The following is a 19736-nucleotide window of genomic DNA, read 5'->3' on the forward strand; positions in this document are numbered from 1 at the left end:
TGAATTATTCAAGTGGTCTTTTTCTATATACATCTTGTAAATTGTTCAATTACGTTCTCTGCTTCTTTCATGATACGTTTCACTACGTGCTGAGCTGATTCCGTTCGTGCTAATGATGATGCTTGTCCCGCCCAAAGCGACATATACTCTTCCTTATTTTGCTTCGCTGCTTCTTTACGTATTTTTGAAGTTAATACGTTTTGCACTGGATACATCGGTAAATTCTCTTCTCTTCCTTCATGTTTCTCTATAAATTCATTACGAATACCCCGTGCATATTTCCCGGAAAACGCACGAGTTACCGTTGTACTCGTATCTGTACTATGTAAAATCCCTTCTTTATACAGGTCATGCGTAATACTTTCTTCGCTCGTTAAAAAGGCTGATCCCATTTGAACAGCTTCTGCCCCTAACGCAAATGCCGCAACAAGCCCTTGCCCATTCATCACGCCACCTGCTGCGACAATCGGGATATGAGGTACTTCCGCTACTAATTGCGGGATTAATGCAAATGTACCAATCATCGCATCTTGTTCTTTCCCAATAAACGTTCCTCTATGCCCACCAGCTTCACTGCCTTGTCCAACAATAATATCCACTTCTAATTCTGCGAGTGCTTTCGCCTCTGCAACATGAGTAGCTGTTCCGATGACCTTTATTCCTTCCCTTTTTAAAGCATCTACTTCTTCTTTTTCTAACATTTGAAATGCAAAACTAACGACTGGTACTTTTTCTTCTAATAGTACTTGTAATTGCGCTTTATAGCTTTTCGGCAGCTTTAGCGCCTGCTCTTCTTCTATACCCAATTCCTTATTCACTGCCGCAAGTAATGCTTTCGCCTCTTTTATCTTTTCTTCTTCTATCTTCAACTCTTTTGTTAAAAGTAAATTAACACCAAATGGTTTATCAGTTAACTTCCTTATCCTATAAATAGCTTCACGAATTTGTTCTGGGCTCATATATCCAGCTCCAAGCGTACCTAATCCACCGCTATTACTTACAGCTGCAACGAGTTCTGGCGTCGTAATGGCACCTGCCATACCTGCCTGAATGATGGGATACTTAATTTGCAATATGTCTATTACTCGACTTGTAAACATCATTTCCCCTCCTATCCCCCTTATATCTTCTTTATTTGACAAGCTTTCCCCTTCTTTTACAAGGGTTGAACTTCATATGAAACGAATATATTGAAAGAGAAGGAGGCTGAGAACAATGATTTATCCAAATGCGTTAAAACAAGGTGATACAGTAATGATTATTGCACCGTCTGGTCCACCTACAATTGAAAATGTATTAAAAGGTGTGAATGTATTACAAGAGATGGGATTATCCGTAATAATTGGGAAGAGTATTTATGAAAAGTATGGCTATTTAGCTGGAAGTGATCAAGTTCGTCTTGATGATATACATGAAGCATTTACAAATAATGAAGTAAAGGCAATTTTCTGTGCACGAGGTGGTTACGGAAGCGCTCGTCTCCTCCCTTATATTCAATATGAAATCATTCAACAGAATCCAAAGATTTTTTGGGGATATAGCGATATTACGGCTTTACATACTGCCTTTTCACGTTATGCAGAGCTTGTTACGTTTCATGGTCCAATGATTGAAGAATTAGGAAAAGGTATAGATTCTCTCTCTTTATCTTCTTTCAATCAACTATTCCATCCGTATTCATCTATCTTATCTGCATCAGAATGTATTATACCTAGCTCCCCATGTACAGTTACAGGCACATTAGTTGGAGGGAATTTAGCTGTGTTAACGAGTATAATCGGCTCGCCCTATGAAATAAATACAACCAATAAACTTTTATTGCTTGAAGATGTCGGAGAAGAACCGTATCGCATTGACCGGATGTTAAATCAACTACTTTTATCTGGAAAGTTTAATGCATGTAATGGCGTTATTTTTTCAAGTTGTCATGACTGCACTCCTTCTAAACCATCCCAATCATTACAAACAATATTATATGAATATTTCACGCCATATAATATACCTGTGTTATTCGGTTTACCAATTGGACATATAAGTCCAAATATCGGTATTCCCCTCGGAGCTACAGCAACAATAAATACAAATAACAAAACTGTTTCTATTTCTTCTGGTATAGCCACTCCCTGTTCAAATTAAAAAGGAAAAGCTACTAAGCTTTTCCTTTTACTTATAATAATTAAAGATCCGTCCTGATGCTATATCTGTAATTTCTTCTGGAATAAATGTTTTACTCATATCTGTTCCAACATTTAATACAGCTGTTGCATCTTTATCGATACTTCCAAACAGTTCTTTTCCACGTATCGTAATAAGGGGCGTCCCTTCCGGCAACACATCTTTTACAAATTCCAATTGTGTAAAGAACGGAACGATCCATCTACCATCTCCTTGGAAATGGCGTAAACGAAGTGTCCCTTCTGTCGCCGCATCCTCTGCCTCTACCGAACCAGCAACATAAAACTCAGTTGATAAGAGCAATTCATAAAATTCCTTTTGCTTTTGTTCATCATCCCCTGCTAAAACGAGTACTTCTTCTATTTTCTTTACTGGAATTTGCTCCATATGATGACACCCCTATTTTCAAAATGATTATACTTAGATTATACGAAATATTCTTATTTTTTTCTACATAATTCTGCAATTATTTTATCAAAATAGTTTTTAATATTTCTTTCGTCGTCACGATAGCAGCAAATTCATCATGCAAGTTTACAAGCGTCATATTGTGAATATCCTCCTAGTTAATTGGGCTGTAATTGAAACAGAAAACCAAGTTGCTGTGACGCAGTAATAAAACAAATATAGGCACAAAGCTCTACAATTTCTTTTTCAGTCCAATATTGTTTTAATACATGAAACATATTATCATCTATCGCCTTTTGGTCATGAACAAATGCATGTGCAAAAGTAACTGCTACGCTTATCTCCTCTATTTTTTGCACGTCATCTGGTCTTCCCTTTGCCATACAGTACGGACATTCATTCCCAAACGCTAATGTTCTTCTTACTTGCTCCTTTAACTCTGCGGAAAGCGTCCCTGTACTATACAGTGTATTCTCTAACGTACTCCACGAATTTAATATATCCAGATTATGCCCTAATAATTTTTGAAACTTTGTATCTCCTATATTTGATAATGTAATTCTCTCCATCATTTTCCCTCCTATTCCCTTCTTTTTTATTGTAAAATAAATAAAGTTCACTTTACATTTCATATGAATCTTAATTTATATTTTTCCTTTACAAAAATCATCATTTTACTGGAGGTATATTTACAAATGCAATTAGACCGTGTTGATCGAAAAATTTTAAATGAATTATATAATGATAGTCGCCTTTCGATGCGAGAATTGGCAAAACGAGTAAACTTATCCGCTCCGTCTACTACAGAACGTGTTCGTAAACTTGAAAGTGAAGGAATTATTCAAAAATACACAATCGATATCAATTATAAAAAAGCTGGACTTGTTTTAGATTGTATTTTAGAAATCACTTTAAAAAATGGTGATACAACACGTATGCAACAGTTTATTCAGTCTTATCCATCTGCAAGTTTTTGTTACCGAGTAACAGGAAGCTTATGCTACATTGTAAAAATCTCTGTTCCTTCACTCGTTGAACTTGAAGAATTTATCAATAATGTTTCTTCATATGCAACGACAGTTTCTCATATCGTATTATCAGAAGTAGCTCTTACTCCGGATATTGAACATATCTTCCCAGAAGATTAATTCATCTTTATTCACAAAAAAGAGTTAAAACCTCTTACATTGAGAATAAAAATGATATATCATGTATTAAAATACACAAAGTTCGAGAAAGGGGCTTTACATTGAAAATCTGGTTTTATGAAAAAACGGCACAATTAGATGACTTGCTTGGTATTTGGGACAATGTTCCGACCATCCCTCGAATTGGTGAAAAAGTTGAACTTCTAAAAACCGTTCGGATCGTTACAGATATTAAATACGTGAAAAATGGAAATAACTTCCGTGTAGAAATTATTACAAATTAAAAAGCAGCTCTCCTTTTCATACTGGAGAGCTACTTTTTCACGGCCTATAATCCGCCTTTTTTATAATAATCTTATCTTCTTCTACAGCTATTGTTACATACTCATTTTCTTCTAACTTGAGCTGGTTGACAGCCTCATCTGGCAGTTCCACCGCCATCAATCTATTCGTTAGTATAACTTGGCTATACATTTCATTTTCACGTGATGAATTCATCACTTTTTCTTCATTTATTAAGCGAATCGGTGGTACACCTACTTCTTTTACAGTACGCCATTGTTTCCAGGTAAAAGGAATTAACCATAATAAACCGATAATCACAAGACCAATGCCGATCCATAAATTACTTTGTGCTTGTAATTCAGTACTCGAGATTGCGTCACTTCCATCTCCACCTACAAATTGCATACTCGTTGCAATCAAATTATTTAGAGCATGCACAGCAATATTCGTCCATATATTTTTTGTCTTTATGTATAGAAGGCACATAATAACACCGAACATGAAAGCACCGATAACATCAAAATGCCCTAGTCCAAAAATAAGAGAGGATATAATAACCGCTCGTTTAATCCCCCATTTGTAAGCCATTCGTTGTAAGAAAAAACCTCTAAAAATAACCTCTTCCATTATTGGGGCTAGTACACATGCTGAAATGAAAGTAAATATCGTCATGTATATGTTACTCGTATTAATTACATTTCCATCTTCTAACATGGTAACTAAGAAATTAGGTAAAGTATGTGCTAAAATATAAAATTGAATTTGGGATATACCGACTGCAAAAATCATTCCCATTATCGTTGCTAATACAATTAACCCCCAATGTAAACGTCCGGGCTTATCAAAAAAACTTTTAAAAACAACATTATTTTTACTTGTTTTTAAATGTAGCCACAATAGTGGAAATGCGAAAAATATTGATATTTGTGACAGGAACTCTATCGTATTGTCAGAAGCACCTGATAAACTTAATGGAATCATCGTCAGGAACATCCCTATAATCATCCATCCAAAAAAACTACGTAGCCTTATACGTGAAAATGCATATTGCATATTGAACACCTCCAGAGATGATATAAAGTGAAACTTTATTCAGTGTTTTATGGGTAGCCCTTCTCCCACAAATGGCCGAATAACTAAATTATAATATGAATATAGTTGAAAATCTTCCTATTTTTCTCAGATAATTCCAAACAACATATCTATTAAAATAATTTTATTGATATAATGTATCACTATAATTGACATGGTATTTTTAAGTTCAGTCACTACAATTCAAGTAGTATAGGATTTAACTGATCTATTTATCGGTGTTATAGCAGTCTTCAACTTAGTGACAGTTATATCCTTAAATAAATATGTGGTCGCTGCATTTTATAAACCAAAAAGAAGCTGAAAAAGACCCAATGTTTTATGCTGACAGCATGTTAGGAACGTGAAACGATTGAAGAAAGAACTGGTTAATAAAAATCCCCGTGTTAACGGGGATTTTTATATTATAATACGTCACGTTTTTGGAATAATACACTTGATGCTACAAGTAATACAGCAAAGTATGCAACTACAAGTAATAATGAAGTTGTAAACGTAAATTCTGTAAATGTTGGTTCCATTCCACCGCTAACCAATTTATTGCTGTCGTAAACACTTAAATTCAAATGGAAAAATACTACAAATTTCGCTACACCTTTTGCAAACATCATTAGCACCATATTAATTGCTCCTTGTAAGAAAAATAGGAACATCGTAATAATTAATGGTAATACAGAGTTTCTAAATACGTTTGCTAAGAAAAATGCAAGCGTTGCAAAGAAAAATGGTGATAAAAGCTGATATAAAATCGTTTTTAAAACAATTCCTAACGTTAATTCTGTTTTACTACCGTCCATTACAATCCCGCCAATGATCATGGCAATTAACGTACTAGCAAGTACAATAAATAACATCGTTAATAACACCGTAATATATTTAGAAAATAAAACGGTAATTCGTTTTCTTGGGCGAATTAATAATTGTTTAATCGTTCCTTTTTGAAATTCATCTGTAATTGTGCGAGAGGCTGTTGTGATTCCAAAAATCGTTGCGAATATCATAATTAAGCCGATATCTGAACTTACAAAATCTAAGTAAGATCCACTCAAACTACCAGCTTCACCCCATTTGGCCGTTACTACGGCCCCTAAAATCTCCAATAAGGCGATCACACCGATTAAAATATACATACCTTTTTTCGCATGTAACTTTAAAAATTCATTTTGAATTAATTTAAACATTACGCTTTCACTCCCCCAGTAATCGCTAAGAATTCATCCTCTAACGTTTTATTTTGTACAGTAACACCATATACAAGTACATCAGCATTCACTAACTGTTTTACAATTTGCGGAATCTCTTCTTTCATTACAGATGTCACAGCTACATTTCCTTGTACTTTACCTTTAATAATTTCGTTCGCTTTCTGAACTTGATCTACTTCAAATGCGACTACAACTGTTTCATCATGCTTCGTTTGTTCATGTAAGTTATACTCTTGTACGAACTCACCTTGCTTTATAATAACAACACGATCACACATTAATTCAATTTCACTTAGTAAGTGACTTGATACGATTACAGCAATATTTTCTTCTTTCGCTAATCGCTGCAAATAATCACGAATTTGACGAATACCAGCAGGATCTAATCCATTTGTCGGTTCATCTAAAATTAAGATTTTCGGCTGATGAAGTAACGCCTGTGCAATTCCTAGACGTTGTTTCATACCAAGTGAGTATGTTTTCACCTTTTTATGAATCGCATGCTCTAATTCAACAAGCTTTACAATTTCAGCGATGCGCTCTTTACTAATAGGTGTAATTGCCATGTTTGCAAAATGCTTCAAGTTTTGCATACCGGTCATATAATCATATAGTTCAGGATTCTCTACAATCGCTCCAATTTGTTCTAACGCCTTTTCACGCTCTGTACGAATACTATGACCACAAATTGTAATATCGCCTTCTGTCATCGAAATAAGACCTGTCATCATACGGATTGTCGTCGTCTTACCGCTACCGTTCGGTCCAAGGAACCCGTAAACTTCCCCTTCACGAACTTCAAATGATAAACCGCGAATAATTTCTGTTCCACCAATCCTTTTTCGAACATTTTCTAATTTCACTACTACATTTCCCAATTGTGATTCCTCCTTTAAACTTCTAGCTTTTTGTCGATGATGCGACCTGTAACTATTAATAATATAATTGTTAATAAACAATTAAAACATAGATTTAAAACTGTAATCTCTGTACCAGAATAGAATGATATATTTAAAAAGCCGTTTTGATCTATAAATCCAATATTATTTATAGCAAACACATACTTTTCTATTTGCTGAAAGATATACATTACTCCCAAATAAAATGCGCTAAAAGCGATGAATAAGACTACACAAATGACCTTACTCATTGATGATTTTATATTGAGTAATTTCACAATTACTATAATGAAATAAACAGAAACTAGCATATTAACAAAATCTAGTCCCCATAAGCAAATAGATATCATATGCTGTAATATTCCATAATCATATAAACTGTGGATTGCTTGCTGGACACCTAAGTCTGTTTTTTCTTTGTAAATATTTAAAGAAAAATAATATAGAAAAATGATTCCTATTCCTAGCAAAATCATAAAGAGTAGTACACAAAATAAAATATTTGCACATATATACTTTTGTGCTGAAATAGAAGTATAACGAAGCATAGAATTTTTTAGCATTTTCCGAAAAGACGATATACCTGTTAGAAGAATTGCAAATCCAGATATACATAGTACAATCAAAAATATAATAATTATTATATCTTGCCTCCCTGAAATTCTAACTCCTGAAACTCCCTTCATATTAAATAAAAGAATTAGTGAAATAGTTATAAAGCCAAAGTAAATAATTGCTATCTTCTTCTTATTACAATTAAACAAATATCGAAAAAGCTGACTCATTTCTCATAGGCCTCCTTAAACAGCTCATGTACCGCTTTACCTCTTTGAAATCGTAGTTCTTCTACATTTTCATACAAAATCATTTCTCCATCTTTCAAAAAAATCACTTCATCAAATATATTCTCGATTTCTTCTATTAAATGAGTTGAGATAAGCATTGTGCAATCTTCTCTGTAAAATTTAAGGATAAGTTCCAATACATGTTCTCTAGAAACAAGATCTATACCACCGAGTGGTTCGTCTAAAACATACAACTTAGCTTTTCGTGAAAATGTTAATATAATTTGCAGCTTCTCAATCATTCCTTTTGATAATACTATAATTCTTTCTTCTAGCGGTATTTTAAATTCAACTATCGTATCTACCGCTTTTTGAATATCAAATTCTTTATAAAAATCCCGATAGAAAAATAAAGCATCTTTTACAGTCATCCAATCATCAAATACCGGCTTATCAGACATAAAAGAAACGATTTCTTTCGTCTCTAACCCAACTTTTTTACCGCTAATTGTAATGCTGCCTTCAGAAGGATGCTGCAAGCCTGCAATCATTTTCAATAACGTCGTTTTCCCGCTCCCGTTATCTCCAACAAGCCCAACGATTTTTCCTTCTGTAATCTCTATGTTTAATTCCCGGATTACTGCTTTCAATCCGTATCGCTTCCATAGATTTTCTATTTTTAATAGCTCAGTCATTCATTCTCCTCCCTTTTCTCATGTAATGAAAAACGAAGAATTGAAAGAATTTCTTCTTCTGAAAAACCTAAATTGTCCATTCCATCTATAAAAGAATGAAGTAATTCTTTCGCCATATCTTTTCGCAGCTCCATAATTTTCTCCCCTTCATTCGTTACATATCGCCCCATTCCTCTACGTGTTACAACAACTCCATCCCGTTCTAGCTCTTGAAATGTACGTTGAATCGTATTTGGATTTACTTGCAATTCACTCGCTAATTCACGTACGGAGGGAATTTTATCACCTGACAATAAATGTCCTGTTACAATTTCCTTTTTTATGTATTCCATTACTTGAATGTAAATTGGTGTGTTTGGAGAAAACTCGATTTTCATTTCTCCCCTCCTGTCTTAGTGTTTTAGTTAAATAGTACACTAAGACAAATTATATGTAAATACTTACAACGTAAAATGTAATAAAAAGGCAGTGTAACTTTTCGTTACACTGCCTTCCTGTAATAAAATACAGGTAAATCTATTCTAATTATAGTTTCAATCGTTTGAATTCACATATAACCTTTTGCGAAATTTATTTTACTTTTACTTGAGTTAGCACAGATTTAAACGTATTAATAACTGTATCTACTTCTTCATAACTAATTGTAAGGGATGGTTCAATACGAATTGTTTTTGAGTTAATTAATGTTCCCGCAACAAGAATTCCTTGATCAAACATCGCCTTTGACACTTCATAACCAATCTCGTCTTTATGGAATTCAATCCCAATCATTAAACCTTGACCACGAATTTCAAAGATTTTATCTTCTTGTCCTTCTGCTACTTGTTTCAATCCCTTTAAGAAATACTCCCCAACTTCCATAGCTCGTTCCGGTAATTTCTCTTCCAATAATACATGGATTGTTGCAATTGCAGCAGCACATGCAAGAGGATTTCCTCCAAATGTTGTTGTATGCATAAATGGATTTTCAAACCAACTTTTGAATACTGTTTCTTTCGCAACAATAGCTCCCGCTGGCATTACCCCTCCACCAAACGCTTTCGCAAGACAAATAATATCCGGCACAACATCATATAATTCTGCAGCAAACATTTTTCCTGTACGTCCCATTCCAGTTTGTACTTCATCAAAAATAAGGAGTGATCCAAACTCATCACAAAGCTCTCGCACTTGTTTCAAATAATTTTCTGGAGGTAAAATAATACCGCCCTCTCCTTGAATTGGTTCTAAAATAACTGCTGCAACATCTTCTCCCACTAATGCACATGTCTCAAATGTTTTTCTCATCATATCAATATCGCCAAATGGAACATGACGGAAACCCGGAATTAATGGTAAGAATGGCTTACGGAACATTCCTTTTGCCGTCCCAGATAAAGAACCAAGGCTCTTACCATGGAAAGCACGAGTTGTAGCAATGAATGTTGTTCGTTCACTATACATTTTTGCTAGTTTTAATGCTGCCTCTACGCTTTCTGTTCCACTATTTGTAAAGAAGGAGTATTTCAAATCACCAGGTGTAATATCCGCTAAAATCTTTGCAAGAATCGCTCGAAGTGGATCAAGTAAATCCTGACTGTGCAATGCTTGACGCTTTAATTGATCTGTCACAGCTTTTACTACTTTCGGATTACGGTGACCAACATTGTAAATTCCAAATCCACCTAAACAGTCAATATATCTTTTACCATTAATATCCATGAAACAAGATCCTTCATCTGACCATTCTACTGCTGCAAATTGTCCATCTTTTGTTACTGTTTTTCTATAAGCAAGAAAACCAGGGTTTACATGCTCTCTAAATCCATCTACTGTTTCTTTTTGAATCCAGTTTGCCTCTTCTTCAGTAACCTTTTCTTTTTCAATTAACTGTAGTACTTTCGTAATATACTCATTTATATTTGAATCTTTTTTATCTTTCTCATTCAATTTATTTTTCACGTTCGTTTCCATCTAATTCACCCCTACGTTTTTTTTATTTGCAAACCAACCTATTGGTTCTACTTCTAGATTTATATTAATCTGCTTAATTTCTTGAAATTCTTCTAAACCAAACGTTCCTAGGCTACGTCCAATACCGCTTTGCTTATATCCGCCCCAAGGTGCCTCATTATATGTTGGATGATAACTATTAATCCACGTAATTCCTGCGCGAAGTTTACGAATCACACGCATTGCTTTTGCACCATCAACTGTAAATACCCCTCCAGCCAAGCCATAGTCCGTACCGTTTGCCAACTCAATTGCTTCCTGTTCGTCTTTAAACTTTTGAATTACTACAACAGGACCGAAGATTTCTTCCTGGACAATGCGCATATCAGGTTTTACATTGACAAAGACTGTTGGTTCAATAAAGAAACCATCACCTTTTCCATCCTCCATTATTCGTCTACCTCCGCAAGCAACGTTTGCACCTTCGTCTTTCCCAATTTCAATATAACGTAATACTTTTTCCATATGTTCTTGACTTACAAGTGGCCCCATTTCTGATTCTGGATTATCACCAGGCCCAACGTTAATTTGCTGTGCTCGCTCTACAAAACTATTAACAAATTTATCATAAATATTTTCTTCTACAAGGATTCTTGATCCTGCTGAACATACTTGTCCGCTACCTGCATAAATACCGAATAGGGCATAATCAATAGCGGTCTCAAAATCTGCATCTGCAAAAATAATATTTGGAGATTTCCCTCCAAGTTCTAACGAAATCTTTTTCATATTATCTGCCGCTGTTCTCATAATGTGCTTACCTGTTTTTGTTCCACCTGTAAAGGAAATCATATCCACTTTATGACTCGCTGCAATTTCATTTCCTACTATTGGACCGGCACCCATTACCATATTGGCAACACCTTTTGGTAGCCCTACTTTTTCAAGGATTTCGAATAGCTTTGTCACAGTGATTGGTGTCACTTCAGAAGGTTTAAACACAATTGTATTTCCAGCTGCTAAAGCAGGTGCAATTTTCCATACACTCATCAGTAACGGATAGTTCCATGGAACAATTAATCCACAAACACCAACTGGCTCTCTTACAACCATTGCTTGCATTGGATCGGCTACATGATATGTTTGACCATCTGGTTTTGTAATCAATCCGGCGTAATAGCGAAAACAAGCCGCTGCATCTCCAATATCTCCTTCTGCCTCACGGTATGTTTTTCCATTATCCATTGTTTCAAGATACACTAACTCTTCCATATTTTTATCAATTTCATCTGCTATTTTAAATAAATATGATGCCCTTTCAGCAGTGGATGTTTCTGACCAAATTCCACTATCGAAAGCCGCTCTTGCCACTTCGATCGCGTATTTTGCATCCTCAATTGTTCCCTCAGGTGCATATGCTATACCCTTTCCATTCGCAGGGTTAATAATCGTTCTTTTCTCTTGATTACTAGACTCTCTCCATTCACCGTTTACATACATTTTTAAATCTAGCACTATATTGAATCCCCCTTCATCGATCGTTTATATATTTATAAGCAATTTTCATGCCAATATTTAAAATGCAAAGGAATCATACATAAACTGACTATTTCCTTAAAAACAATAAACAATTTATGCACTCTCGCATACACTATTCCATTTTGCATAAAACGGAACGTTAATCATTTCCGCTCCCGCCTTCACCACTCGGGACTTGAATCCTAGAGAATATGTATATGCTGAGCGCACACAAAAAAGAGAAGTCTATGTGACTTTCTCCTTTTTTAGAAATAAGAGATTATATCAGTTGGTATTTCTTTTTCACTAACAATTCTTTGATATTTTCGACTCACTGAAGATTGGCTGATGCCAAGAGCTTTTGCTGCCTTAGTCGTTGTTTTATACTGCTTCATTGCAAGTAAAATCAATTGTTCTTCTACAGAATGTAGTGCTTCTTGTAACGGTAATACTCTCGTAATAACTGGTTTTGATTTTTTAAAGTCATAACCGGGGGTTAAAAACTTACTAACAAACTCAGCTTCAATTACTGGATCGTCTGCTGATACTACTAAACGTTCAATCATATTTTGTAATTCACGTACATTTCCTGGCCATGAATAAAACTCTAGTAAGTTAAGTGCATCCGGAGTTAGATGATAATTTTTATTATATTTTTCATTTAACTGTTGTAAAAAATGAAAGGCAAGTACTGGAACATCTTCCATTCTCTCTCGTAGAGGAGGAACTTCCAATGGAATTACATTTAAGCGATAAAATAAGTCTTCACGGAACGTTCCTGCCTCTACCATCTTTTCAAGACTCTTATTTGTAGCAGCAATGATTTGCACATTTATTTTCGTAGGTATTGTACTTCCGATAGGAATTACCTCTTGTTCTTGTAGGACTCTAAGTAATTTCACTTGCAAATGTAAAGGCATTTCTCCAATTTCATCTAAAAATAAAATACCTTGATCAGCCCGCTTAAAATAACCTTCTTTTCCATTTTTATCCGCCCCTGTAAAGGCACCTTTCGTATAACCAAATAGTTCACTTTCTAGCAAAGTTTCTGGAATTGCACCACAGTTTAATTTTAAAAATGGCTTTGAAGATCGATTTCCAAGTTGATGAATTGCTTGAGCGATTACTTCCTTCCCGACGCCCGATTCTCCAGAAATAAGAACGTTGGAAGAAAAATCTGCTATTTTTTTAGCTTGGTTAATAATTTGCTCCATTTTCGGACTACAATAAATAAGCTTCTTAAGAAAACGATCTTTATTTTTAAAGTCATCTAATTCCTTCTTATATTGCTCTGATATCTTCTTTATTTCATGTAATTCCGTCTTCAATCTCGTTGCTTCTGTAATATCTCTTGAGGCAATAATAATGCGATGAAGCTCTCCGTTTTCATTAAATACAGGATTTCCAACCGCTAATATTTTTCTTCCGCTTTTTGTTTCTTGTACAACTGATACCTTTTTTTGTTGTTCCAGCACTAATCGTGTAACAGATGGACTAAATAACCCTTTCTTTTCTAAGTCTAAAAGATTTTTTCCTAAAAGATCTTTCAAATTACTCCCCCAGAAATCATTGATAACGGTTTCACTGTAACGAATTAATTCCCCTTTATGATTAACAACTAATATTTCATCATAAATACTAGACAAGATTGCATGTAAATCTTTATTTAAATCCTTTATATATTCAATTTCCATCGCCATATCCTCAACCATCGGCAAATCTTGTACGATAATAACCATTCCTTCAATGCTTTGATCAAAGTTTGGAATAGGACTGTAGTCAACTAATACACCCATCTCATTTGTGATTTGTAATTGATTCAAAATTGTCTTTCCCGTTGCAAATACGCTATTAATATATTCTTCATTAAAAATTTGTTCTGCTGGTACATTCATCACTTTTTCAGGTGTAGATTTAATCATCTTCAAACCAGATTCATTGCAATTTACAATTTTCTTTTCACGGTCCACTACAAAAATCCCCATTGGAATAGACGTTAAAATAATTTTCAATATATCAACACTCTGATTTTCTTGTTTAAATAGTTCTGCAAAAATATCTTCTCTTCTTATATATCCTATTAACTCATCCATTTCATTTTTCACTATGGCAATCGGCGCTCCAATAATTTGAAAAAGAGCTGTTAAAGAAATATTTTTACTAAAATAACATATTGTATCTAGCGAAACTGCATTTGAAAGCAATGCCTTGGAATTTAATTCCTTACTGTTTGATAGCAGATCCTTGACATGAACGTATGCAAATAATTTCTCTCCTCTTTTTAAAAATAGAAAAGGTTCTTTTATATTTTCAACATCTATATTCCATTCCTTTTCGGATTGATCGATAGGTAGAGAAACAATGGGTCTAATTTTATTACGAGCAATGGAAAACATTCTGCTATTCCTCCTTTGGGATACTTAATTTGTATTGTATCATTAAATACAGAGTTTTTTAATTAATCTGATAATAATCTTTTTCCTTTATTTAATACAGCGAAACTTTAATCAGTGGGGGGTTTTGTCCAGCCCCCACTGATTATCATCCCTCACCAATCGGGCTTTTACGGGCAGTCGATCTCCCACCTAACCCCCTCGCATTCGCCGACTTTTGAGGTGGGAGTCTTACTGTCCACAAATAGCGGGATAAAAAAAAGGAAGATGAGCACCTCCATCTTCCTCATTGTTCTATCATTAATCACTACCACTAACGAAAAGGTCTTCTTGAATATAAGCTAATACCATACCTGGAATTACTTTATCTCCTGCCTCTACTTCTAAAGATTGAACTTCTCCGCTACATCCCATCTTAATTACTTCCAGTTTACCATTCATATCTTTAATCGAAAATAATGGCTCCCATTCATAAACTCGAGAATCCTTAACAATAGACACTTTTTCAATTATTCCATAGCATGGACTCGTAATAATATCATAGTACATAATCAATCATCCCCTTCTTTTTTTCTATTAATATTGTTCTTCTAACCTTTGTGACTGAAGAATCATATAGAAAAAGCTTTGAAACTCTTCTATGCCTTCTATCTCAATTCCTAACCTTGGTGCCCAATATTGTTCCTCTACAGTATCTTCTTGACTTAATAAAATCATTCTCCCATTTTGAATAGAGGTAACCATTGCTTTTCCAAGAAACTGTTGTGAATACGTAACAGCTATATCGTAACGATGACTTTTCGACAAAATACAATAATAACCGATTGGTTGTCTCTCCACTTCTTCTAATAAAATATCCAGTTTCATTTGAGCCCTCCTTTAGGTTAAAAATGCAACTAGCATATTAGACGTAATATTCCTACAATTGCGCAACCACCTTCAGTGAAATGATTTTCAAGTTCAACTGTATTTGTTTTCTGCTTGGATTACGACCATAACACCCCGCTTTTATATTTTTACTAATTGTACAAAGCAATAATTGTGCCAAATGAAAATACTATATTGATCATCTTTTATCAGCCATACTCCCTAGACTTGCCCCTCTTCCTTATGAATCTTTGAATAACTTATGCAATACTGCATGATTATCAAATAAAAAGAAAAAGACATCGTAATTTATCCGATGTCTTTTTCTTTTTACATTTCCTGTACTTCTTCAAAATGCATTTGCGGAGGGGCTGAACGAAACATATTTGTAATATATAAAAGGTATCCCATTCCAATAGCAGCCCAGCAAATACCGAGAATAAGTGAATGAATATTGAGGTTAAACCATAGTACTGCTACAGTACCAGCACCTAAAATAGGCATAACTAAGAAATTTAAACAGTCTTTTATCGTTTTATATCTTTTTTTCTTAATTACATAGTAGGAAATTACAGATAAATTAACAAATGTAAATGCAATAAGCGCTCCAAAATTAATAAGTGATGCTGCCGTTTCTAAATCAATGAATATAGCAGAGAGTGAAATAACCCCTACAATAACGATGTTATATACTGGAGTTCGCCAGCGAGGATGAATGTATCCGAATATTTTCTTCGGAATTACATTATCTCGCCCCATAACATACAATAATCTAGATACACTTGTATGGGAAGCTAAACCAGACGCAAGTGTCCCCATAAGCGTTCCTACTAAAAAGAAAGCTTGAAATAGTTTTCCGCCAACATATAGCGCAATTTCTGGAGACGCTGATTCTTTATCTTTAAATACAGATGTATCTGGAAAGAAAGATTGTGTAAAATACGTAGTTGTAATGAATAAAACTCCACCGATTAAAGCAGTAAGAAAAATAGCTCGAGGAATTGTCTTCTTCGCGTTTGGTGTCTCTTCCGAAAATGTAGTTACTGCATCAAAACCTAAAAATGAAAAACAAAGAATTGTCGCACCTGCAACTAACGGTGATATTTGTATATCTGATTGAAAAAACGGCTGAATGGAAAAAACTTCTCCTGTTCCCTCTCCCGCTAATAAACCTTTTATAACTAGAAAGACAAATATGGCCATTACTAGCACTTGAAATATTACTAAAAACGTATTGAAGTTAGCAGTAACATTTACGCTAATAATATTTATAAGTGTAATCAGTAGAATAAAACCAATTACCCATATCCAATTAGGAACACTTGGAAAAAATGCTGACAAATAAATTCTCGTTAATAGTGCGTTCACCATCGGTAGAAACAAATAATCCAATAACGCGGACCATCCAACAAGAAATCCAAGCCTTGCACTAATTGTTTTCTGTGTATACGTATAAGCTGATCCTGCGGTAGGAAAAACCTTTACCATTTTGCCGTAGCTTGCAGCGGTAAACAACATCCCTGCTAATGCAATCAGATAAGCTCCTGGAACATGCCCACCTGTTTTTTCCGAAACGATTCCAAAAGTATCAAATCCAACCATCGGTGTCATATACCCGACCCCTAGCATAACAATTGACCACAGCCCTAACGAACGTTTTAAACCAACTACTTTTCCCACCTATCATTCCCCCTACTTTCTCTATCTAATTTCCATTTAAAAATTGACAGTAAAAAGGAAACGCTTTCAAATAACTGTATACACCACACCAACTATTACAATCTCCTTTTATTTTTAAATATTCATGCAATTTCCGAGCCAAAACTTCTGTAATTAAAAAATTCAATCCGAAAAAGAACATATAGGTGGAATGAGGCCTCATTTCTTCTCATTTTTTATTCATTTTGACATAAGTTATTCAATCTCTCATACGACTAAATATGAAAAATAAAACTTTAATCCTTGTTTTTTATTCCCACTTCCTCAAAAATTGGGCTTTTACAAGATCAAAATATTTCCATGAAATAATAACATTATGTAAACTATTCATAGCAAAAAAGCTGTCTTTTCTATAAAGACAGCTTTTTCTATAACACTATATTAAAAATTGAATACGAAGTCATCGTCTGCTAACTTTTCAACATTCGTTGCTTTTACGTAACCATTTCCTTTTACAGAGAAGAAGTCATGGTTTTTCGTATCTGTACGTAAACCATTTAAAACGATTGGATTAATTTCTTCTTCTTCAAACTTCGGCTCAAGCCCTAAGTTCATAAGTCCTTTATTCGCATTGTAACGAACGAAACGATTTACATCCTCTACAAGACCTATAGAAGTGTAAATTTCTTCTGTATATGCCAATTCAATTTCATACAGTTCCATTAATAACTCTTGCGTTTTCGTTTGTACTTCTTGTTGCTCTTCTGCAGAAAGTTCCGCGAAGATTTGTTGTGCTAAAATACCGACGAATACGCCGTGAATGGACTCGTCACGAATTATTAAGTTAATAATCTCACCACTTGCCGTCAATTTACCTTGACCTGCTAAGTAAAGTGGATAGAAGAATCCACTATAGAATAAGTAACTTTCTAAGAACACACTTGCTACCATTGCCATGTATAACTCTTTTTTCGTTACTTCAGGCTTTAATAAACGACGATAGTAACTAGTAACAATACCAGCTTTTTTCTCAAGTAATGGATGGTTATCTACCCATTCAAAAATATCATCAATTTCTTCTTCAGTAGCTAACGTTGTGAAAATATGACTGTAACTCTTCGCATGTACTTCTTCCATAGCGCCCATGAAAGCTAATACACTTTTCGCTTGTAAATTTTCAAGATGAACAAGTACAAGAGGCATCCCTTCGCCGCCTTGTTTCGTATCTAAAAGTGTTAAACCACCTAATACACGCTTATACGCAATTTGCTCTTCTTTTGATAATTGTGCCCAAGTATTTTTGTCAGAAGACACTGCGATTTCTTCTTCTGTCCAAAACTGAGCGATGTTTTGCTTCCAAAACATTAAACTAAAATCATCTTCTTTTTTGTTCCAGTTTACCGCACGCATTAAATCGCCCCTTCTCTAAATAAACATAAAAAATTGATAACTAAGCATGAGCAGGGTTCAGAAAAACCCTGCTCATAATGTCTCACTTTTTATATTAAACGGTACAAGCCACGCACTCTTCCACGCTTAATTTACGTGTTCTCGTATAATAAAGACTCTTCAAGCCTTTTTTATGTGCATAAATGTAGTAACGTGCTAACTCACGTGTTGAAATATCACTATTAACATAAAGAATGGTACTAATTCCTTGGTCAATATGTTCTTGAACTTCTGCGATTAAATCAATTAATTTAAACTGATTCATATCGTAAGAAGATTTATAGTACCAGAACGTATCTTTTGATAAATATGGCATTGGATAATATGTTGTCGCATTTGCATACGTTCTTGATTCAATTTGACTTACGATTGGCATTACGCTTGAAGTTGCATTTTGAACGTAACTGATCGATTGTGTCGGAGCGATTGCAAGACGATATGAGTTGTATAAACCATTCTTCTGTACTTGCTCTTTTAAACCTGTCCAATCTTCTTTTGTTGGAATATGAATTCCTTCAAATAATTGCTGAACTTTTTCAGTTACTGGGCTGTAATCTGTCGTTTCATACTTTTCAAAGTACGTGCCGTTTGCATAATCAGACTTATCGAAGTCTTTAAATGTTTCGCCTTTTTCTTTAGCAATCTCCATACTTTTCTCGATTGAGTAGTAATTTAACATCATAAAGAATGTACGAGCGAATTCTTTCGCTTCAGCACTTTCATAAGCGATTTTATTTTTTGCTAAATATCCATGTAAGTTCATTGCTCCAAGTCCAACTGAATGAAGCTCATCATTTGCTTTTTTCACAGTTGGGGCATTCGGAATGATTGTCATATCAGAAACAGCTGTTAAAGCTTCCATTCCCGCATGAACTGCTTCACGAATTTCTTTATTTTCCATTACGTTTACGATATTTAACGATCCTAAGTTACAGTTAATATCACGACGGATAATGTCTTCTGTACCGTAATCATTTATTTCAGAAGTTTCTTGTAGCTGGAAGATTTCTGTCTCGAATGTTCAACCGAGTTCGCTACTCCTCAGTCCGTTGCTCATGCAACTGCTGTATGTCACCATACAGGACAGACTATATCATCACCTACAGCATTACCTGGTTAGGTGCTCCGCTTTTCGAGCGCCAATCGCTTGCGCTCTACTCCCAAATGGGATAGTCGTTAGGCTTTTACTTATCTTAATCTTTCAGAAAGTCTCTTATTACTTTATG

19 protein-coding genes and 2 pseudogenes are annotated in these 19736 nt (G+C 34.7%); 3 read left to right on the forward strand and 18 right to left on the reverse strand.

Annotated features, from left to right (window positions below):
- Nucleotides 1-4: 4 nt before the first annotated feature.
- A pseudogene (locus MR071_RS12305) lies at nucleotides 5-1100 on the reverse strand (NAD(P)H-dependent flavin oxidoreductase).
- Between the two features lie 115 nt (nucleotides 1101-1215).
- Here MR071_RS12305 and MR071_RS12310 point away from each other — a divergent pair.
- Nucleotides 1216-2136 (forward strand): S66 peptidase family protein, encoded by a 921-nt coding sequence (locus MR071_RS12310; protein WP_105584120.1) that lies wholly within the window; start codon nucleotides 1216-1218, stop codon nucleotides 2134-2136.
- Nucleotides 2137-2163: 27 nt separating this feature from the next.
- Here MR071_RS12310 and MR071_RS12315 read toward each other — a convergent pair whose 3' ends face one another.
- The 3 genes and pseudogenes from MR071_RS12315 to MR071_RS12325 all read right to left on the reverse strand — a co-directional run bounded on the left by MR071_RS12315 (nucleotide 2164) and on the right by MR071_RS12325 (nucleotide 3155).
- A complete protein-coding gene (locus MR071_RS12315; protein WP_105584121.1) occupies nucleotides 2164-2562 on the reverse strand; it encodes an SseB family protein in 399 nt (132 codons plus the stop codon).
- A 79-nt stretch (nucleotides 2563-2641) separates the two neighbouring features.
- Nucleotides 2642-2737: pseudogene (locus MR071_RS12320) on the reverse strand (cysteine hydrolase family protein); the annotation flags it as partial.
- A 4-nt stretch (nucleotides 2738-2741) separates the two neighbouring features.
- Nucleotides 2742-3155: a carboxymuconolactone decarboxylase family protein gene (locus tag MR071_RS12325; protein ID WP_105584122.1), complete on the reverse strand. Its 414-nt coding sequence runs from the start codon at nucleotides 3153-3155 to the stop codon at nucleotides 2742-2744.
- A 123-nt stretch (nucleotides 3156-3278) separates the two neighbouring features.
- Here MR071_RS12325 and MR071_RS12330 point away from each other — a divergent pair, with 123 nt between their 5' ends.
- Together MR071_RS12330 and MR071_RS12335 are read left to right on the forward strand one after the other, a co-directional pair.
- Nucleotides 3279-3731, forward strand: a complete 453-nt coding sequence (locus MR071_RS12330) for an Lrp/AsnC family transcriptional regulator (RefSeq protein WP_105584123.1) — start codon at nucleotides 3279-3281, stop codon at nucleotides 3729-3731.
- Nucleotides 3732-3832: 101 nt separating this feature from the next.
- A complete protein-coding gene (locus tag MR071_RS12335; protein WP_000707108.1) occupies nucleotides 3833-4015 on the forward strand; it encodes a DUF3913 family protein in 183 nt (60 codons plus the stop codon).
- A 37-nt stretch (nucleotides 4016-4052) separates the two neighbouring features.
- Here MR071_RS12335 and MR071_RS12340 read toward each other — a convergent pair whose 3' ends face one another.
- From MR071_RS12340 to MR071_RS12405, 14 genes are all read right to left on the reverse strand, one after another.
- Nucleotides 4053-5069, reverse strand: coding sequence for a CPBP family intramembrane glutamic endopeptidase (locus tag MR071_RS12340; protein WP_242236208.1), 1017 nt, complete (start codon nucleotides 5067-5069; stop codon nucleotides 4053-4055).
- A 443-nt stretch (nucleotides 5070-5512) separates the two neighbouring features.
- Complete coding sequence (locus MR071_RS12345) at nucleotides 5513-6289, reverse strand: ABC transporter permease (RefSeq protein ID WP_105584125.1); 777 nt, start codon at nucleotides 6287-6289, stop codon at nucleotides 5513-5515.
- The gene (locus tag MR071_RS12350; RefSeq protein WP_105584126.1) at nucleotides 6289-7191 is read right to left on the reverse strand and encodes an ABC transporter ATP-binding protein; all 903 of its coding nucleotides are present in this window, start codon (nucleotides 7189-7191) and stop codon (nucleotides 6289-6291) included. Before MR071_RS12350 ends, MR071_RS12345 begins: the two co-directional genes overlap by 1 nt.
- Nucleotides 7192-7205: 14 nt before the next feature.
- Nucleotides 7206-7997, reverse strand: a complete 792-nt coding sequence (locus MR071_RS12355) for an ABC transporter permease (RefSeq protein ID WP_242236210.1) — start codon at nucleotides 7995-7997, stop codon at nucleotides 7206-7208.
- Complete coding sequence (locus MR071_RS12360; protein ID WP_242236212.1) at nucleotides 7994-8692, reverse strand: ABC transporter ATP-binding protein; 699 nt, start codon at nucleotides 8690-8692, stop codon at nucleotides 7994-7996. Before MR071_RS12360 ends, MR071_RS12355 begins: the two co-directional genes overlap by 4 nt.
- Complete coding sequence (locus MR071_RS12365; RefSeq protein ID WP_242236214.1) at nucleotides 8689-9069, reverse strand: GntR family transcriptional regulator; 381 nt, start codon at nucleotides 9067-9069, stop codon at nucleotides 8689-8691. Before MR071_RS12365 ends, MR071_RS12360 begins: the two co-directional genes overlap by 4 nt.
- Nucleotides 9070-9262: 193 nt before the next feature.
- Nucleotides 9263-10645, reverse strand: coding sequence for a putrescine aminotransferase (locus MR071_RS12370; protein WP_105584130.1), 1383 nt, complete (start codon nucleotides 10643-10645; stop codon nucleotides 9263-9265).
- Nucleotides 10646-12139, reverse strand: coding sequence for an aldehyde dehydrogenase family protein (locus MR071_RS12375; protein WP_242236216.1), 1494 nt, complete (start codon nucleotides 12137-12139; stop codon nucleotides 10646-10648).
- Nucleotides 12140-12408: 269 nt separating this feature from the next.
- Nucleotides 12409-14538 (reverse strand): sigma 54-interacting transcriptional regulator, encoded by a 2130-nt coding sequence (locus MR071_RS12380; protein ID WP_105584132.1) that lies wholly within the window; start codon nucleotides 14536-14538, stop codon nucleotides 12409-12411.
- Between the two features lie 297 nt (nucleotides 14539-14835).
- Entirely contained in the window at nucleotides 14836-15084 is a 249-nt protein-coding gene (locus MR071_RS12385; RefSeq protein ID WP_105584133.1) for a biotin/lipoyl attachment domain-containing protein, read from the reverse strand.
- 27 nt (nucleotides 15085-15111) lie between these two features.
- Nucleotides 15112-15402: an SAV0927 family protein gene (locus tag MR071_RS12390; RefSeq protein ID WP_242236218.1), complete on the reverse strand. Its 291-nt coding sequence runs from the start codon at nucleotides 15400-15402 to the stop codon at nucleotides 15112-15114.
- A gap of 330 nt (nucleotides 15403-15732) precedes the next feature.
- Nucleotides 15733-17082: an APC family permease gene (locus MR071_RS12395; RefSeq protein ID WP_242236220.1), complete on the reverse strand. Its 1350-nt coding sequence runs from the start codon at nucleotides 17080-17082 to the stop codon at nucleotides 15733-15735.
- 420 nt (nucleotides 17083-17502) lie between these two features.
- Nucleotides 17503-18471 carry a class 1b ribonucleoside-diphosphate reductase subunit beta gene (gene nrdF, locus MR071_RS12400; protein ID WP_070141409.1) on the reverse strand — a complete coding sequence of 323 codons (969 nt, stop codon included), beginning with the start codon at nucleotides 18469-18471 and terminating at the stop codon, nucleotides 17503-17505.
- 94 nt (nucleotides 18472-18565) lie between these two features.
- Nucleotides 18566-19516, reverse strand: a complete 951-nt coding sequence (locus MR071_RS12405) for a ribonucleotide reductase large subunit (protein WP_308727541.1) — start codon at nucleotides 19514-19516, stop codon at nucleotides 18566-18568.
- Nucleotides 19517-19736: the final 220 nt, after the last annotated feature.

Source organism: Bacillus cereus group sp. BfR-BA-01316 (assembly GCF_022664195.1).
Lineage (GTDB): Bacteria > Bacillota > Bacilli > Bacillales > Bacillaceae_G > Bacillus_A.

Bases quoted from the DNA above. Each gene is read 5' to 3' on its own strand.
- MR071_RS12370 (WP_105584130.1), bottom strand. From the start codon at position 10,645: ATGGAAACGAACGTGAAAAATAAATTGAATGAGAAAGATAAAAAAGAT.
- MR071_RS12330 (WP_105584123.1), top strand. From the start codon at position 3,279: ATGCAATTAGACCGTGTTGATCGAAAAATTTTAAATGAATTATATAAT.
- MR071_RS12325 (WP_105584122.1), bottom strand. From the start codon at position 3,155: ATGATGGAGAGAATTACATTATCAAATATAGGAGATACAAAGTTTCAA.
- nrdF (WP_070141409.1), bottom strand. From the start codon at position 18,471: ATGCGTGCGGTAAACTGGAACAAAAAAGAAGATGATTTTAGTTTAATG.
- MR071_RS12380 (WP_105584132.1), bottom strand. From the start codon at position 14,538: ATGTTTTCCATTGCTCGTAATAAAATTAGACCCATTGTTTCTCTACCT.
- MR071_RS12385 (WP_105584133.1), bottom strand. From the start codon at position 15,084: ATGTACTATGATATTATTACGAGTCCATGCTATGGAATAATTGAAAAA.
- MR071_RS12390 (WP_242236218.1), bottom strand. From the start codon at position 15,402: ATGAAACTGGATATTTTATTAGAAGAAGTGGAGAGACAACCAATCGGT.
- MR071_RS12340 (WP_242236208.1), bottom strand. From the start codon at position 5,069: ATGCAATATGCATTTTCACGTATAAGGCTACGTAGTTTTTTTGGATGG.
- MR071_RS12310 (WP_105584120.1), top strand. From the start codon at position 1,216: ATGATTTATCCAAATGCGTTAAAACAAGGTGATACAGTAATGATTATT.
- MR071_RS12315 (WP_105584121.1), bottom strand. From the start codon at position 2,562: ATGGAGCAAATTCCAGTAAAGAAAATAGAAGAAGTACTCGTTTTAGCA.
- MR071_RS12365 (WP_242236214.1), bottom strand. From the start codon at position 9,069: ATGAAAATCGAGTTTTCTCCAAACACACCAATTTACATTCAAGTAATG.
- MR071_RS12355 (WP_242236210.1), bottom strand. From the start codon at position 7,997: ATGAGTCAGCTTTTTCGATATTTGTTTAATTGTAATAAGAAGAAGATA.
- MR071_RS12360 (WP_242236212.1), bottom strand. From the start codon at position 8,692: ATGACTGAGCTATTAAAAATAGAAAATCTATGGAAGCGATACGGATTG.
- MR071_RS12345 (WP_105584125.1), bottom strand. From the start codon at position 6,289: ATGTTTAAATTAATTCAAAATGAATTTTTAAAGTTACATGCGAAAAAA.